16 protein-coding genes are annotated in these 16,703 nt (G+C 64.5%); 9 read left to right on the forward strand and 7 right to left on the reverse strand.

The features are described from left to right. From EN818_RS16355 to EN818_RS16375, 5 genes are all read right to left on the reverse strand, one after another. On the reverse strand, positions 1 to 993 hold the full coding sequence (locus tag EN818_RS16355) for a serine kinase (RefSeq protein ID WP_129553527.1): 993 nt from the start codon (positions 991 to 993) through the stop codon (positions 1 to 3). After that, positions 990 to 2,894, reverse strand: a complete 1,905-nt coding sequence (locus EN818_RS16360) for a lasso peptide isopeptide bond-forming cyclase (protein WP_129553526.1) — start codon at positions 2,892 to 2,894, stop codon at positions 990 to 992. The genes EN818_RS16355 and EN818_RS16360 overlap by 4 nt, the downstream gene beginning before the upstream one ends. A gap of 2 nt (positions 2,895 to 2,896) precedes the next feature. Further along, entirely contained in the window at positions 2,897 to 3,313 is a 417-nt protein-coding gene (locus EN818_RS16365; RefSeq protein ID WP_129553525.1) for a lasso peptide biosynthesis B2 protein, read from the reverse strand. Next, positions 3,297 to 3,566: a PqqD family protein gene (locus EN818_RS16370; RefSeq protein WP_245420371.1), complete on the reverse strand. Its 270-nt coding sequence runs from the start codon at positions 3,564 to 3,566 to the stop codon at positions 3,297 to 3,299. The genes EN818_RS16365 and EN818_RS16370 overlap by 17 nt, the downstream gene beginning before the upstream one ends. A gap of 184 nt (positions 3,567 to 3,750) precedes the next feature. Further along, positions 3,751 to 3,903 (reverse strand): lasso peptide, encoded by a 153-nt coding sequence (locus tag EN818_RS16375; protein WP_095806793.1) that lies wholly within the window; start codon positions 3,901 to 3,903, stop codon positions 3,751 to 3,753. Positions 3,904 to 4,374: 471 nt separating this feature from the next. Between EN818_RS16375 and EN818_RS16380 the strand changes: the two genes are divergently transcribed. From EN818_RS16380 to EN818_RS16415, 8 genes are all read left to right on the forward strand, one after another. Next, positions 4,375 to 5,526, forward strand: coding sequence for a nucleotidyltransferase family protein (locus EN818_RS16380; protein WP_129553524.1), 1,152 nt, complete (start codon positions 4,375 to 4,377; stop codon positions 5,524 to 5,526). 70 nt (positions 5,527 to 5,596) lie between these two features. Beyond that, positions 5,597 to 6,628, forward strand: coding sequence for a glycosyltransferase family 2 protein (locus tag EN818_RS16385; RefSeq protein ID WP_095806697.1), 1,032 nt, complete (start codon positions 5,597 to 5,599; stop codon positions 6,626 to 6,628). 119 nt (positions 6,629 to 6,747) lie between these two features. Further along, complete coding sequence (locus EN818_RS16390) at positions 6,748 to 7,125, forward strand: hypothetical protein (RefSeq protein ID WP_095806696.1); 378 nt, start codon at positions 6,748 to 6,750, stop codon at positions 7,123 to 7,125. A 129-nt stretch (positions 7,126 to 7,254) separates the two neighbouring features. Then, entirely contained in the window at positions 7,255 to 8,127 is an 873-nt protein-coding gene (locus EN818_RS16395) for a glycoside hydrolase family 16 protein (RefSeq protein WP_095806695.1), read from the forward strand. 77 nt (positions 8,128 to 8,204) lie between these two features. Beyond that, positions 8,205 to 9,536, forward strand: coding sequence for a UDP-glucose/GDP-mannose dehydrogenase family protein (locus tag EN818_RS16400; RefSeq protein WP_095806694.1), 1,332 nt, complete (start codon positions 8,205 to 8,207; stop codon positions 9,534 to 9,536). 93 nt (positions 9,537 to 9,629) lie between these two features. Further along, complete coding sequence (locus EN818_RS16405; RefSeq protein ID WP_095806693.1) at positions 9,630 to 11,075, forward strand: GMC family oxidoreductase; 1,446 nt, start codon at positions 9,630 to 9,632, stop codon at positions 11,073 to 11,075. An 11-nt stretch (positions 11,076 to 11,086) separates the two neighbouring features. Beyond that, positions 11,087 to 11,530 carry a hypothetical protein gene (locus EN818_RS16410; protein ID WP_095806692.1) on the forward strand — a complete coding sequence of 148 codons (444 nt, stop codon included), beginning with the start codon at positions 11,087 to 11,089 and terminating at the stop codon, positions 11,528 to 11,530. A 72-nt stretch (positions 11,531 to 11,602) separates the two neighbouring features. Beyond that, entirely contained in the window at positions 11,603 to 12,682 is a 1,080-nt protein-coding gene (locus tag EN818_RS16415; protein ID WP_095806691.1) for a glycosyltransferase, read from the forward strand. A gap of 20 nt (positions 12,683 to 12,702) precedes the next feature. On the opposite strand, the gene EN818_RS16420 is transcribed toward EN818_RS16415, so the two are convergent. Both EN818_RS16420 and EN818_RS16425 read right to left on the reverse strand, forming a co-directional pair. After that, the gene (locus tag EN818_RS16420) at positions 12,703 to 13,725 is read right to left on the reverse strand and encodes a phosphoribosyltransferase (protein WP_095806690.1); all 1,023 of its coding nucleotides are present in this window, start codon (positions 13,723 to 13,725) and stop codon (positions 12,703 to 12,705) included. 72 nt (positions 13,726 to 13,797) lie between these two features. Beyond that, on the reverse strand, positions 13,798 to 15,294 hold the full coding sequence (locus EN818_RS16425; protein ID WP_095806792.1) for a lipopolysaccharide biosynthesis protein: 1,497 nt from the start codon (positions 15,292 to 15,294) through the stop codon (positions 13,798 to 13,800). A 197-nt stretch (positions 15,295 to 15,491) separates the two neighbouring features. On the opposite strand from EN818_RS16425, the gene EN818_RS16430 reads away from it, so the two are divergent. Continuing rightward, positions 15,492 to 16,664: a glycosyl transferase family 1 gene (locus EN818_RS16430; protein ID WP_245420370.1), complete on the forward strand. Its 1,173-nt coding sequence runs from the start codon at positions 15,492 to 15,494 to the stop codon at positions 16,662 to 16,664. Positions 16,665 to 16,703: the final 39 nt, after the last annotated feature.

Genomic DNA, 16,703 nt, shown 5'->3' on the forward strand with positions numbered 1-16,703 from the left:
TCACCCCTTCCTCGCGCCGGCCGCCACATCGCTTTCGATCAGAGCGACGGCCTCTTCGAGTCGCTCGAGGCCGGTCGGCACTCCGAGACGACGGATCCCGATGGTGCCGGCGAGCTGGGCGCAGTGGTGCAGATGAGTGGACGCAAGATCGCCGCCCAGCGCCAGCCGGCCGAACCGCGTCACATAGGAGAATTTGATCACCGCCGGCAGCGCGCCGGCGCTCGGCAGCTGCGAGATCTCCGCCCTTTCACCCCGCTGCAGGATATAGATCCGGGCCGCCGGAACCGGGGCTGACGAAAATCCTTCGCGCAAGCGATGCTGTGTCTTTTCGATCTGCGGATGCACCGGCGGCCGCACCTCTGCCTGGCCGATCCGGATAGCGTCGGCAGCCTCTGCGGCGAGCTTCAGTTGCGGAAAGCCCGGCAGGATCATCGGCCGTCCCGGGCTGGACAGATCCAGCGCCACCACATCGTCGCTCAGCAGCCGGTGGCCGGTGCGGATCATCGCGCCTGCCGTGGTCGACTTGCCGGCGCCCTTGTCGCCCATGAAGATCACGCCGCCGTCGCCGACGGCGATAGCGCTGGCGTGCAGGATGAGCAGGCCGCGCTGGTGCAGCAGCAGCGCCAGCACGGGCCCGAGCAGCGGAAAGGCAAGCAGCGGATCATCAATGCCTGGCGCAGGGTCGACGTCGATCCTGGCGGCATCGGTAATCATGAAGCTGCCGACGGCCGGCCACGAGAGATACTGGCGCGTCGGCCCGAATCGGAAAGCGAACCCACCTTCTGCGTCAGGCCTGGCAACGTCGACCGGGCCGACCGCAATCACGATATCGGGCGCCGCCGGCGGCGTCGGTTCGAGCTCCGGCAGCGCCATCTCCGAACCGATCGTCAGCCCATAGGCCTTGTAGAAGCGGCGGACTCGCGCGCGCTGCCCGCTGCCGCGCGCGGCATCCTGCGCGGTCGTGGCGGTGAGAGCAGCGGTCGAGGCGGTCATGCAACGTTTCCGCTGTTTTGGATTTGGCGCAGCCAGAGCGACAGCGAGGTCGAGCGCCAGACATATTGCACGTCGCGCGGCGAGGCCCGCTCGGGCTGCCGCAGCAGGCGCGCATAGGCCGCGGTGACCTCAGGCAGATTGACGTAGGGTGCGATGCGGCCGCCGTCGCACACCAGCACCTTGTCGAGAAGCTCACGATGGTTCCCGAGCATGCCGTTCACCAGATTGGCGGTGAAGTCGATCTTGTCGCGCCGCCATTGCACCACCGGCGGCAGCACGCCCTCCATGGCCCGGCGCAGCACGTAGCGGCCGAAGCCGTTGCGCAGTTTTTCCTCGCCGGGCAGCGCGAGGCAGAACTCGACCAGCGGCTTGTCCCAGAACGGGTAGCGCGGTTCGACGCCGAAATTGGCCGCCGCCTTGTCGAGCACCTCGAAAGCGTGCGGCACCAGGCCGCTGGACAGGATCCAGCGATGCGTGAGCGCCTCGTTGGCGCTGACGCCGGCGGGCATGGCGCCGGCGCGGTGGAAACGGTCGGCAAGATCGGTGCGCCGGGCAAGGTCCGGATTGACCAGTCTGCCCCACGCCGGCTCGCGCGGCTGCGGCGGCCTCCCCAGCAGCCTCGCCAGCGCTCTGTTCGATCGGCCTTTCAGCTTCGCAATCCGCCGCGCCGGGCCGTATCTGGCCAGGAATTTGCAGTACATGGCGAGCATGCCCTCGCCATAGGTGGCGGAGGCGCCACGCAGTTCCCGCCACAGCTCCGTCCATCTGCCGGCATCGGCGAGTTCGTGCAGCAGGCCATGGCCCTGCGAAACGACCTCGTCGCCGCCATGGCCGTCGAGAAGCACCTTGACGCCCTTGGAGCCGGCGGTGCGATAAATGCTGCGGGTCAAGGACAGGCCGGGCGCCAAAAACGTTCCCTCCTGCTCTTCCAGGATACGTTCGAATTCGGCGAAGGGCGCATAGTCGCCAACGCCAATCAGCGTGCCGTCGACCGGGCGCTGGTCCAGCACGGCGTCGATGAACGGCTTCTCGTCCATCGGCGAGCCCTTTTCGAAGACCAGCGAGAAGGTCCGGAGCCCTGGCTTGCGTTCCGCCGCGACGCAGGCGATCGAGGACGAATCGAGGCCGCCGCTCAGCATCGCGCCGACGGCCGGCGTGCCCCGCATTCGGTTCTGCACCGACCGCGAGAAAAGATGCGCGAACTCTTCCGCCGCATCCGCGCGGGGCGGCCTTGGCGAGGCTTGGAGCTGCCAGTAGCAGCGCAGCGTCAGTCGGCCCTCCATCGCCGTGAGGCTGTGGCGCGCCGGCAGGCGGAAGATGTCGGCATAATGCGTCGATTGCGGGTCATCGGGCAGACCGGCCAGGAAGCCGGAAATCTGATGCTCGCTGAGACCTGTCCCGACACCCTCCAGGGCAAGGATGGGGCCGATTTCGGAGGCAAACGCGAAGCGCTCGCCGCTTGAATGGTAGTAGAACGGTTTGACGCCGAAATGATCACGCGCGCAAAACAACGCCCGGCGCTCGCCGTCCCAGATGGCGAAGGCGAAATCGCCCTGCAGATGGCTGGGGCAATCCTCGCCCCAGCGCAAATAGGCCTGCATCACCAGCATGGTGTCACCGGTCGAGCCATCGCCAAGGCCGAGCCGCGCCGCCAGCTCGTCCCTGTTGTCCAGCCGGCAATCGGCGGTGACGGCGAGCTTGCCCGCGGCCATCGTCAGCGGGCCGGGACCTGGCTCGTCCGTCGTGTTGAACCAGGCGTTGCCAAGCGCCACGCCTGCATCGGTCCACCATGAGCTGCCGTCCCGCGCGCGATGGTGCAGGCGGGCCAGCATCCGCTGGATATCGGCCGCCACCGCCGACCTGTCGTCCCGCCTCAGCAGAATTCCGGCCAGCCCGCTCATCGTTATTGCCCGTGGTCGGCGAGATGCGCAAACCCGGCGATCGAGCCGCCAAGCACGATCTGGTTGCTGCTGATCAGCCACGCATGCGCCCTGAACTCGGCGCCCGTATCGCGCTCGATACCGATGCGGATATTAGAGGCGCTGCCCTGGCGGGCCAGCAGGTATTGTCCGGCCAGGGCCTGGGTGAGGCAGCTGGCGCCGGGCACGATCCGTGCGGCGGCGACGACGCCCCAGGCGACGCGCCTTAGGTCGGCGACGCTGGCCGCCCCCCGCGCGTCCAGCCGGATCACCAGATCGCGGATGCGGTTGTAGGAAGACACCGTCAAGCCGATCCGCACCGCCGCGACCACGGCAAGGCAGTGCGCCAGGAACAGCATTTCGGGCCGGCTCAGCGTGCGGAGCCTAGACCAGTTCCTCATGATGGAGCCTCGCAAGCCCTGCTTCGGTCAGTCCCTTCAGCAGGCCCTCGACATCCGCCCGGCAGCGTTCGACGTCGACGTCATAGCGCGTCAGCACCGCATTGCGGATATCCAGGATGGAGCGCGGCTCCTGGATCAATTCCCAGATGTAGGCTCCAACGCTGTTCAGGCTGTAGTAGATGTTGGATTTCAGGTTGAGCAGCGCCAGCCCGTTGCCGAACTCGCAGGCCACCGCATCCCCGGTCGCGCTCACGAGATCATGGTCCGATGGGTTCCAGTGCATCCTAAAACCTCGCTCGTTGAACGCTGTTATGTCGTCAGACCGAAACCGCGACCATCGGTTGCCGTCGAGGAGCCGGGGCAGAAAACCGGGGACTCCCCGGAGTTCCAGAAAACTGCGCCCGGAGCCCCAACGTCGCACCCCGGGCGCAAGCAGCTCAGGAGAACGTGAGCTGGTCGAACGGCGTGTGCGCGGGAAATGCCGCGTCGAGCGCCGTCGTGCCAGCGCCGCCCTGGGTGATGGTTTCGATCGAACCATGAACCGTCAGGCTGGGAGTCTCGTACTCCTGCTTCTCCACATTCTGTTCCATTTTAGTCTCCAACTCCGACTGGAAGCGGGTTTTGACTGTCGCCAGCACATCGCTATGCTGCAGCGCGATTGCTGCACGGCAGCATTTATGAGTCAAGTCTGATTGATCATTTATCCGTCAACTATCGATTGCATTCGCTCTGGGACGGCGACCGATCCGTTCATATTCTTATCCCAGGCCTGCGCCAGTCGGCAGTTCAGGGCCCCGCATTGGCAGTGGGGCCAATTAGCTGATTTAACTAATGTAATCCTTTTGAGCGGCCTGGCTTGATTACATGCGCGAGAAGAATTGCTGCTGAGCCGGGTCAGCCCGCCGGCCTGTTTTCAAATGTGATCGCGCTACGGGTAATTTTGAACGCGGCGGTTGCAAAAGACGGGTGTGGCGACGGAATGACTGGACGGCCGGGCCGTTTTTTACGATGCTTCTTCGCAGTTGCGATATTGCATTTTTGTTGCGGAGACTAGGACAGGCATGGCCGTCCAGGATGAATCGTATGAAAGGCTCCGCGTCGCCGGCTGCGCCGACGAAGTCGCTTTTGTGCAGGCCTGCCTGAGGCTGTTCTTCACGCCTGGGGCCGGCCCCGCAGGCAGTGCCGAAATGCCGGCTCCGGCCATTTCGGCGACGCGCGTCGCCGACGTCGCCAGGCTCAACAAGGTGGCTGTGTTCGTGCTCAAGGCGCTCGCGCGCGCTCCGGCTGCCGCGACGCCGCCGGAGCTCCCTGCCTGGCTCGATCGCTATCGCCGGCGCACCGTTTCGATGAACGCGGCATGCATCGGCGATTCGATAGCCATCCACCAGGTGCTGCGCGAACGGCAGGTCGACTTTGTCTTCCTCAAAGGTCCGTTTCAGCAGCAGTTGCTCTATGGCGATCATTTCATGAAACCGTCAGGCGATGTCGACATATTGGTGCCGCCGGCCGGCTTTATCGCAGCCCGGCAAGCGCTTCGATCGGCGGGCTATGAAATCGCGGGCAAGTCGCGCTCGATCTGGTGGGTGCGTTTCCTTGGCGAGCAGCACATGGTGCGCCATGATGGGGCGCGGCCGTCGACGGTGGACCTTCACCATCGGCTGCAGCAGCCGGGCTCGCCGAGCCCGCGCGACACCGACGGCTTCCTGCGCCGCAGGCGCCAGGTGGAGGTCGCAGGCGCCTCCATGCCGGTCATCTCGGCCTGCGACACCTTGCTGTTGTCCTGCATCAGCGTCGCCAAGGCGTTCTTCAATCGCGAGCCCTGCGCGGGCTATGTCTGCGATGTCCGCGCCAGCGCCAGCCGACTGAGCGAGGCTGAACAACAGGAAGTGCTCGACCATGCGGCCGCGCAGGGTCTGACCGACACGTTGTTGCTGGGCCTGCGCGCAGCCGATGTGCTGCTCGGCGCCGCCGACACGCTGCTCTCGGACCGCGCTAAGCGAATACTGGCGCGCATCGACAATGCCGACCTCTTCCACATGGTGATCGCGCCTTGGCTGGCATCGCTGCGCTGGCCGCAGCGGCGAACGATGCTGTGGGAGCTCTGCGGCCGCGAGCCGGTCCGCTACCTGGCCGAGGCAGGCTGGGCCGCCTCTGCCGACCTCAGCCGCCGCATTTTTGAGCGGCCCGCCGCCGAACCGACGCGAGGCCGCTGATGGCTATTGATCTCTTGCATTGTTCCCGGGCGGGATTGGCAGTCACACATGCAGATTGAAAGGTGAATTCATGCCTGTGACGACCCCCAGGGTCTGCGTCATCATCGCTGCCCGCAACGCGGCGCGGACCATACCGGTCGCCATCGCTTCGGCGCTGCGCGAAGCGGAAGTGGCGGAGGTCGTGGTGGTGGACGATGCGTCCACCGACGATACGCAAGCTGCGGCGAGCGCCGCCGACGATGGCAGCGGTCGGCTCTCGGTCATCCGTCTCGACGTCAACCGAGGGCCTTCCTTTGCCCGCAACGCTGCGATCAAGGCTTCCCGATCGCCCTACATCAGCATCCTCGATGCCGACGACTTCTTTCTCGAGGGACGCTTTCGCCGGCTGTTCGCCGCTGCCGACTGGGATTTTGCGGCCGACAACATCATGCTGATCAGGGACGACGCCGCGACCGACGTTGCCGGGCTTGCCGCGCCGCCCTTTGCGGCTGATCCGGAATTTCTCGACTTCGAGCGGTTCGTTGACGGCAACATCTCGCGGCGCCGGGTCCTGCGCGGCGAACTGGGCTTCCTCAAGCCGGTGATCAGTCGGGCCTTTCTCGACCGCCATGGGCTGAGCTACGACGAGAACCTGCGGCTCGGCGAGGACTACGAGCTCTATGCTCGCGCTGTCGCCTGCGGCGCGCGCTTCAAGGTCATCAAGTCCTGCGGCTACGGCGCGATCGTCCGCGCCGATTCGCTGAGCGGCCGCCACAGGACGCAGGATCTGCAGCGCCTCGCGGATGCAGACCTGGCGCTGCTTGCGATCCGCGACCTGCCGGAAGCCTCGAAGGCCGCGCTGCGGCGGCACGAACGCCATGTGCGCGACAAATATCGGCTGCGCAATTTCCTCGACGTGAAGGCCGAGCGCGGACTGGCGTCGGCTGCCGCCTACGCTTTCGCAAGCCAATCGAATTTGGTTCCGATCGTTCGCGGGGTCGCCGCCGACAAGCTCGATGCGCTGTTCCGCAAGGCCGGCATCGTTCGCAGCCAGCCCGTGCCGGCGATGCGTTTCCTGCTGGCGGCGACCGGCGCCGCAACGGCCGCCGCGGCAAGGGAATAACCACACCGCCGCGACCGTGCCATCGCAAAAAAAGCCGCGTTTCGAAACTACAAGGTTGCCTACTCGCCCCGAGGATGGCAGTCTATGTTGCGGTGCAGCAATTGCGAAGGGCCGATCGGATGGCTTCGATTTTTGGCTTCAGAACCAGGAACCCGGGGCGCGACCGGCAGACTGATCTGCAGCGTTTCGACCGTCTGGCGAAGATGTTCGACCAAATCAGTGCTGAGATCGAGGCGGAGAAGACTGGACTGGAGAATCGTTATCGGTCGACGGCGACCAACGCCGCCTTCCTGATGGAAGCAATGGAAAACGGTTCGGCCTCGTCAAGCAAGTCCTCGGATGTCAACACGATGACGGACACGATCCTGAATTATGAGCGGCGCATAGCCGAACTGGCGCGCCAGAACGGCCTGATGAAGGAGCTGCGCCATTCGCTGGACGCGATTGTGGATGAGAGTTCGCCGGCCGGTTCGGCAAGGACGGCGGGAAGAGGTTGACTGTGCAGCAGGCGCCGTGATCGGTGCGAGGCAAAAGGAGATCATAGGGCGGAGGATCAAAAGCGGCTCGCTCGACGCGAGCCACGGACGTCTTTGGGTTGGGGCGGACAGCACAAAGGTTAGTTGGTTATGAACGCAGATCCGAACAACACCTCCACTGCGGTGGTTTCCGATATGGCGCGCGCCCGATCGAATGGGCCGAGCAACCTGCGGCGCGGGCTCTTCAGCGCGCTCTTCGCCGTGGCGGCCACTTTTGCCGCATTCCTGCATCCGGCGCGTGCCCAGGACATGACGAGCGCGCCATCCTTCGTCGACAATTTCACCAATCTTGACCGCTCGCGCTGGTATGTGTCCGACGGCTGGTCGAATGGCGCTCACCAGAACTGCATCTGGTCCAAGGACCTGGTTCAGCTTTCCGACGGCGCGCTGTCGCTCGGATTCGAGAAGCGCAAGCTGAAGGACCGCGAGTTTGCCTGCGCCGAGATTCAGACCAAGCAGCGCTACGGCTATGGCGTCTATGAGGCGCGCATGAAGACCGACATCGGTTCGGGCCTCAACGCAGCCTTCTTCACCTATATCGGCCCGCAGGACAAACAGCCGTGGGACGAGATCGACTTCGAGGTTCTCACCAAGGATCCCTCCAAGGTCCAGGTGAACAGCTACATCCAGGGCAAGCCGAAGAACGGCAAGCTCGTGGACGTCGAAGGCGGCGCCGACAAGGGCTTCAACGATTATGCCTTCGTCTGGGAGAAGGATCGGCTGCGCTGGTACGTCAATGGCAAGCTCGTCCATGAGGTGACCAATCCGGATGAACTGCCGACCCATCCGCAGAAAATCTTCTTCAGCCTCTGGGGCAGCGACAAGCTGGCCAACTGGATGGGACCCTTCGCGGATCCGGGCCGCAAGCTGACCATGCAGGTTAAGCGTGTGGCTTTCACGGCGCTGGGCCAGCCATGCCAGTTCCCGGAATCGCTGGCATGCACCATAACTAACAGCAACTAGGTCCGCGACGGCCCTGGGGGACACCCGAACCCGGTCCGGGCCGCAGGCGGCCCGGCCATCAACAGGAACAGAACCGAATGAACTTGACGGTGTTTGGAATTGGCTATGTCGGTCTCGTCCAGGCCGCGGTGCTCGCTGAGGTCGGGCACGAAGTGGTCTGCGTCGACATCGACGAGGCGAAGGTGGAACGGCTCAACCAGGGCCTCATCCCGATTTTCGAGCCCGGCCTCGAAAGCCTTGTCAAGGAGAACCACGCCGCCGGCCGCATCCGTTTCACCACCGACGCCGCCGCCGCGGTCAAGCACGGCCAGATCCAGATGATCGCGGTCGGCACGCCGCCCGGCGAGGATGGCTCGGCCGACCTGAAATATGTGCTCGCGGTGGCCGAGGCCATCGGCAAGGCGATGGAGGCGCCCAAGATCATTGTCGGCAAATCGACCGTGCCGGTCGGCACCTGCGAGAAGATCAAGGCCAGGATCGCCGAAACGCTGAAGGCGCGCGGGCGCGAGGACCTGACCTTCGACGTCGCCTCGAACCCGGAATTCCTTAAGGAAGGGTCGGCGGTCGCCGACTGCATGAAGCCGGACCGCATCATCGTCGGCACGTCGAGCGAGGACACCGAGGCGGTGATGCGCGAGCTCTACGCGCCGTTCAACCGCAACCACGAGAAGATGATCGTGATGGATGTGCGCAGCGCCGAGTTCACCAAATACGCGGCCAACTGCATGCTGGCGACCAAGATCAGCTTCATGAACGAGATGGCCAATCTCGCCGAGCAGCTCGGTGCCGACATCGAGGAGGTGCGCAAGGGCATCGGCAGCGACCCGCGCATCGGCTACCATTTCATCTATCCGGGCCTCGGCTATGGCGGCTCCTGCTTTCCCAAGGACGTGCGCGCGCTGATCAAGACCGCCGAAAGCGTCAAATTCGACGCCAAGCTGCTGCGCGCCGTCGAGGATCGCAACAATGCTCAGAAGTCGGTGCTGTTCGACAAGGTCGACCGCTACTTCCAGGGCAGCCTGAAGGGCAAGACCTTTGCCGTCTGGGGCCTCGCCTTCAAGCCGAACACCGACGACATGCGCGAGGCGCCGTCGCGCACCTTGATGGAAGCGCTGTGGAACGCCGGGGCCAAGGTTCAGGCCTATGATCCGGAGGCGATGCAGGAATGCCAGGCCCTCTATGGCCTGCGCGACGATCTCCTATTATGCGGCACCAAGGAGGCGGCTCTGCGCGGCGCCGACGCGCTGCTGATCTGCACCGAGTGGAAGAGCTTCCGGGCGCCGTCCTTCGACGCGCTCAAGAATGCGCTGACGACGCCGGTCATCTTCGACGGCCGCAATCTCTACGACCCGAAGGTGATCGCGCGCTACGGCATCGAATATCATTCGATCGGCAGGATAGCGGCATGACGGCGTCCACGGCTACCTGCCCGCCGGGCGGCTCCGCGGAACGACGACGGGGCCGACCGTGACCGTGCGCGTTTTTGAAAAGGGCTCGATCTGATGGTGCTGGACGTTCGGCCCGAACAAATCGCCAATGAACATTTCGATCTCGTCGTTGTCGGCTCCGGTTTCGGCTCGGCCTTCTTCCTGCATGAGTTCGGCAAGCGGCGCAAAGCCCGCGTGCTGGTGCTGGAATGGGGCCGCCACAACACGCATGAATGGCAGCTCGACCAGAACGCCAACACCGACATTGACGACGAGAGCACCTATAAGACCGACAATGCCGACAAGCCCTGGAACTATACGATCGGCCTTGGCGGCGGCACCAACTGCTGGTTCGCGCAGACACCGCGCTTCCACCCCAACGACTTCAAGCTGAAGAGCACCTATGGGGTCGGCAACGACTGGCCGATCTCGTATGACGAGCTGGAACCGTACTACTGCGACGCCGAGGAGGTCATGTCGATCTCCGGCGATCCCGACATGGCCCGCATGCTGCCGCGCTCGCGGCCTTTCCCGCAGCCGCCGCACCGCATGTCGACGCCAGACCGGATGATGAAGGCGGCTCAGCCCGGTCAACACTTCGTCATGCCGACCGCCCGCGCTCGCGTGGCGACGGCGCAGCGCACCTCATGCTGCGCCAATTTGAGATGCTGGCTGTGCCCGGTCGATGCCAAGTTCACCGTCAACAACGGCCTCATGCATGTCTTCGAGCATCCCGACGTGTCGGTCTGCCTCGGCGCCGAAGTACGCCGGCTCGATTATTCGGGCGGCTCAGTGCGATCGGTCGCCTTCATGCGCGACGGCAAGGAATATTCTGTCAGCGCCGACCTGTTCATCCTCGGCGCGAACGCCATCCAGAGCCCGGCGATCATGCTGCGCTCCGGGCTCGGCGGCGAGTTCGTCGGCCTCGGCCTGCATGAATCCTACGGCTGGAACTATGAGGTCTATCTCGACGGCGTCGACAATTTCGACGGCAGCACCATCACCACCGGCCTGAATTTCGGCCTCTATGACGGTCCGCATCGCGCCGAGCACGCGGCGGCGCTGGTCTATTTCGAAAACCGGTGGCAGCATGGCATGCGCGCCGAGAAGGAACGGCTGCGGCAGGTGCTGCCGCTGGTCATCGTCACCGAAAACCTGCTCGATCCGGAAAACCGCGTGATCCTCGACAAGGACGAGAACGCCTTCGTCAGCTTCAAAGGCGCGTCCGATTACGCCGTCAACGGCATGGCCAAGGCGCTCGAAAGATTGCCGGCGCTGCTCGCGCCGCTGCCGGTGGAAAAGATCTTCGATCGCGGCATCCGGCCGACCGAATCGCATGTGCAGGGCACGTTGCGCATGGGCACCGGCCCGGCCGATTCCGTGGTCGATCGCGACATGATCCATCACCAGCTGAGGAACCTCGTCGTTGTCGGCACCAGCACCTATCCGAGTTGTTCCTGCGCCAATCCCAGCCTGACCGCCGCGGCACTGTCCCTGCGCGCGGCGAGCCGGCTGGCGTGAAGGAGGGATCGATGAAGATAACGCGACGCACGGCACTGGCCATCGTTGCCGGCGGGGTTGCCTCGACCGGCATCGCGGCCGCTGCGGTTTCTTCCTTTTCGGACGAGGACCTGGTCCGCGTCACGCTCGAGAAATACTTCGGGCCGCTCAACATGCGCATCGAGCATCTGCAGCAGTTCGTGCTGGAATTCCGCAACCGCAATCCCTGGGTCTTTCCCAGCGCCAAGCTGGCGGACGCGATGACGCTTCTGGAGACCGTCAGGCTCGACAAGGCGCGCGAATTCCTGCCCAGCCGCAAGCAGCAGGATGTCGGGAATTTCGAGCGCTGGGTGATCGCCGAGTTCCACATGCTGACCGACTATGCCTGGCGCGGCTCGCCGGGCGACCCGATCCGCTTCACCGGCTGGCATCCATGCACCAACCCCTTCGCCAATCTTGAGCAGCAGAATGCCTGAAACCGCCGGCGGACATGCTCACCCGCAAGCCAAGGAAAATGGCCAAGAAGAATGTGACAAGGAGCCGAGCTCATGAAAGTTCTCTTCGCAGGCGGTAGCGGTTATGCCCCCCAGTTCAGCGGCGGCGTTCAGTCCAGCACCCATCATCTTGCCGAGCAACTGATCGAGCACGGCCATGAGGCATCGGTGCTCGCCGCTTTGTTCGGCCAGGGCATGTTCGGCTATAAGGCGCGCGCCAAGATGAAGCTGCTCGGCCAGCGCGCCGTCATCGACAATTTCCCCGGCTACCCGGTGGTGCGGGCCTGGTTTCCCTGGGAAGCGGCGGCGTTCGCCGTCAAGAAGCTGCAGCCGGACGTCGCCGTGGTGCAGTGTCACAAGTCGGTCCCGATGGGCAAGGCGCTGCAGGCCGAAGGCGTGCCGCTGGTCGTCTATCTGAGAAACGTGGAGTTCCACGAACTGGGCGGCGACCTGCGCGAGCTGAACTCGGCGTTCTACATCGCCAATTCCGAATTCACCGCACGAACCTACAAGCGCGAGTTCGGCATCGAATCGACGGTCATCCCGCCGACCATCAATCCCGCCGCCTACAGCACGCCGACGACTGGCGAGTACATCACGTTCATCAACCCGTATGAGGAAAAAGGCTTCGAGCTTGCCGTGCGCATCGCCGCGGCATGCCCGGAAATACCCTTCCTCTTCGTCGAGAGCTGGAAGCTCGAGGACGATCATCGCGCCAGCATCGGACGGACGATCGCGCCCTTCTCCAACATCAAGCTGGAAAATCGCACCGACGACATGAAGACCCTCTACGGCCGCACCAAGATCCTGCTTGCGCCGAGCAAGTGGGAAGAGGCGTGGGGCCGCGTCGCCTCGGAGGCTCATTGCAGCGGCATTCCCGTCGTCGGCTCGCGCCGGGGCGGCCTGCCGGAGGCGATCGGCTCCGGTGGCGTGGTTCTGGACTATGACGCGCCGCTCAACGATTGGGTCGCGGCGATCAAGCGGCTGTGGAACGATCGCGAGCAATATGAACGGGTCTCGGAAGCGGCGCACGCCTTCTCGCAGCGCCCGGAACTCGATCCCGAGCGTCAGTTCGCCACTTTCTTCACCCTGCTCGACAGCGCCGCCAGGCAGCGCGCCCGTCGCGCCGCCTAACCCGGTCCGTAAGCTTATGCTTACGCGGTGCGTTTGACGCGGCTTTTCAGCATCTCGTAGCCGCGTTCGCCGAGCAGGGCGCGCGCTGCTGCCTTGGCGACCTTCTTGCGTCCCTCTGGCGAATTGGTCTCCCTGAGTCGTGCAGGCAGGTTACGCGCCCTCTGCTCCAGGGCAGGCAGTGACAGCGCGTCGGGAAAGCTCACGATGTTGGTTTCGACGCACAGCACCGGCTTGCCCGACAGCTTGGCGATCTTGAGCGCCTGTTGGTGCTCGCTCTCGATGAACAGAATGGCATTCGACTTGCGGTAGAACTCGGCCTTGAAGCTGCCATGGGCGCCCAGCCGCTGCCGTTCGGCCTTGCTCGGCAAATCGAGCATGATGAGTTGATCATATTTGATCTCGTGCCTGGCGAGCCAGGCTTCGGTCAATTTGCGGTATTTCTCCAGCCGGCTCGTCACCAGCCAGCCGATCTTGCGGGTCGGGCCGAGCAGCGGCCGCGCCTCGCCGAGGAATTTCTCGTAAGCCGGGCCATCGTCATTCTCTTCCTCGGTCGGATCGAGGCAAAGCACGCCGTCGATGTCCACGCAGCACTGCTCGAGGAAGATGTGATGCATGAAATTCCATTGGAACATCCTGGGATGCGGCACGACCTCGAAGACGATGTCGGTCTCCTCGTGCTGCGGCAGCAGCCCGAACACCGCGGCGAAGACGAAATTGCCCTTGATGCCGGCGGCTTCGATCTTGTCGCGCGCGTCGCGCATGGCGTTGCCGCCGCTGACACTGTCGTCGATCACCAGGATCCTGCGCATCTCCGCGGCCTGCCGGTCGAGCGCAGCGCGCCGCTTGGTGATTCCCGACGTGTAGATCCTGCCGGCGAGGAAGCTGTCGAGGTCGGTCATCGGAATGTTCGCCGTCAGGCTGACCAGCGTGGCGGCGAGGACGCCGCTTCGCGGCACGCCGACCACCAGGTCGATATCGCGCGGCAGCCGGTGCAGGTTGCGCATGATCGCGTCGTTCATGTCTGAGATCGATCGGTAGTTCATGGCGTTGCCTTACCCTCAAAAGTCAGTGGTTGCGCCGGCGGCCGAGATGCGGTTGCAATTGGCCGCACTAGGTCATTTCGCCCCGCTGGGTGCCGCGGAAAAGCCGCGCGCCGGGATCAGCTTCACGGCCTCGCGAAGTGCCTCGCGGCCGGCGCCGAAGGCCGACGCGACAACGATGGTGATGGCGTAGGAAAGCACCGCGCCACCGGCGAGCGCGACGATGGGCTGCGGCGGCAGCATCGGCTTGGCCAGCCAGACCAGAGCCAGGGCCAGATGCGCGCCGAGCACGAACGGCGTCGCCGCATGCAGCACATGGCTGGCGCGCAGCGGCCCGGTCCTGCCGACATAGAGCCACAGGAAAGGGGTCCTCAGATATTCGCTGATGGCATAGACGATCGCCACCCCGAGCGCGCCGTAGGGCAGGCCGATGGCGAAGGCCAGCACCGAGGTCACCGCCGTCACGATGCCCCAGCGCATGAAGTCGCCCGAGCGGCCCTGGCTGACGAACAGCCATCCCGCCGGATTGTTGAGCGGCTGCAGCAGGCCCGCGAAGCCCAGCGCCACGAAGATATCGGCGCTCGCCCGCCACTGTTCGCCGAGCACGAACGGAATGAGCCTGTCCGACATGGCGGTTGCGAAGGCAACACCCGGCAGCGCCACCAGGAGGATCAGCGGCATGACCCGCAGATAGGCGCTGCGGTAGCGGTCGGGCTCGTCCTTGAGCCGGGAAAGCGCCGGCACCATGACCTTCGACAGCGGATTGGTGATCTGGCTGAGGGGGAACAGCAGCAGCTTGTAGGCGCGGTCGTAGAGGCCGAGCTGCGCCTCGCCCCAGAATTTGCCGATCAGCACATTGTCGAGGTTGCGGGCAAAGAAATTGGCGAAGTTGAACCCGGTGATTCCGGCGCCGAAATGAATCATTTGGCCGATGCCTTCGACCTTGCGCGGCAGGCCGGGGCGCCAGCGTGAGAACGCCCAATAGCAGAGCGTTGGCAACACGGCGCCGGTCAGCGTGCCTGCGAAAAGCGCCCAGTAGGAGCGATCGATGAACGTCCAGCCGATCGAGACGGCGAGGCCGCAGACGGCGCTGGCGACATCGATGACGGCGAGCCGCGTGAATTCCATGCGCCGCGTCAGCAGCGCCAGATGCTGCGCGCCGAGGCCGTAGGCCATGATCTGCAGGCCGAAGGCGGCGACCAGCCCAGCCACGCGTGGCTCGCCATAGAAGCCGGCCACCAGTGGCGCGGCTCCGGCAAGCACGCAGGCCAGCACCGCGCTCACCGCCGTGTTTATCCAGAACAGCGTGTTGACTTCCTCATGCCGGATCCCCGTCTTCTGGATCGTCGCCTGGGTCAGGCCGAAATCCTGGAACAGCGCGATGAAGGCGAGCACCGGAGCGCACATCGCCACGACGCCGAAATCCTGCGGCGACAGCAGTCGCGACAGCACGATGACAGAAACGATCTGGGTCGCCACCCGCACGCCTTGCGCCATCGCGGTGACGATGGCGCCGCGCCCGACCGATTTGCGCAATGAGCCCTCGGGCGGATCGAATGCACTGGTTTCCAAATTCAGGATCCCTGTTTTGCGCCGGTCCGACATGATCGTGACCGGCGCCCGCCGCCATGGGCAAACTACCGCAAGTCGTTTTTGCAGCGCAACAAAAATCGTTGGATCTTTGCTACGCTGCACCAAAAATGTTGCGATGCAGCAAAAGCTGTACTAGCATCCCGAATGGGTGGCGGGCCCAACGGCGGTCGAGTTATATGCTGCATGTCTTGTACCTTGTGCATGACGTCTCCGACCCGGCAGTGCGCCGCAGGGTCAAAATGCTCAAGGCAGGCGGTGCCAGGATCACCCTGGCGGGCTTCCGCCGCACCACCACTCCGGTCGCCGACATCGAGGGGACCGCGCCGATCGATCTCGGTCCCACGCGCGACGCCCGCTTTGCGCAACGCATCGGCGCGGTGGCCAAGGCTGCGATGTCGATCGGCGCCAAGCTTGCCGCCGTGCCGCGGCCCGATCTCATCATCGCGCGCAACCTCGAGATGCTGGCGCTTGCTCGCCGCGCCAACGGAGCTTTCGGCGCGAGTATTCCGACCGTCTATGAATGCCTGGACATCCATCGGCTGGTGCTGCGCAACGATCTGGTCGGCAAGTTGCTGCGCGGCGCCGAACGCCATCTCGCCCGCGACGTCAAGCTGCTGGTGACCAGTTCCCCGGCCTTCATCGCCAATTACTTCGAGCTGTTCGGGCAAATCGCCGCACCGGTCGAACTGATCGAGAACAAACACTTCGACGTCACGCCATCGCCACCGCACGATCCCTCCCAGGCCGGTGCCGCGATGGAGCCGCCATGGCGAATCGGCTGGTTCGGCGCACTGCGATGCCGGCGCTCGCTGGAGCTGCTGGCCGCGTTCACCCGCCGTCAAAACGGACGTTTCGAAGTCGTGCTGAGAGGACGCCCGGCACTGTCGGAGTTTCCGGATTTCCACGGCTTCGTCGAGGCCGAACCCTGGCTTTCCTTTCGCGGCGCCTACCGCAATCCTGAGGATATGGCGGCCATCTACCGGGAGGTGCATTTCTCCTGGGCGATCGATTTCTTCGAGCAGGGCCAGAATTCCGAATGGCTGCTTCCCAACCGCCTCTACGAGGGCTGCCGTTTCGGCGCCGTGCCCATCTCGATGGCTGCCACCGAAACCGGTCGCTTCCTCAAGCGGCAGGACATCGGAGTGCTTCTGTCCGAGGCAACGCCGGGGGGCATCGAGGCCACGCTGGGAGGGATGGACCAGGAGCGCTTCGGCGGGCTGCGGTCCCGCGTTCTTGCCCGCAATCCCAGAACCTGGAGCTACGACCGCAGCGATTGCCTGGCCTTCGTCGAAAAGTTGCGACGTCTGGTCACCGTTTCCGCGGCCTTCCCGAGCGAGGCGCTGGCATAGCATGGCCAAAGAACGCATGAGTGCAGAAGATGGAACGAA

The sequence above is a fragment of the Mesorhizobium sp. M3A.F.Ca.ET.175.01.1.1 genome (assembly GCF_004791945.1).
GTDB lineage: Bacteria > Pseudomonadota > Alphaproteobacteria > Rhizobiales > Rhizobiaceae > Mesorhizobium.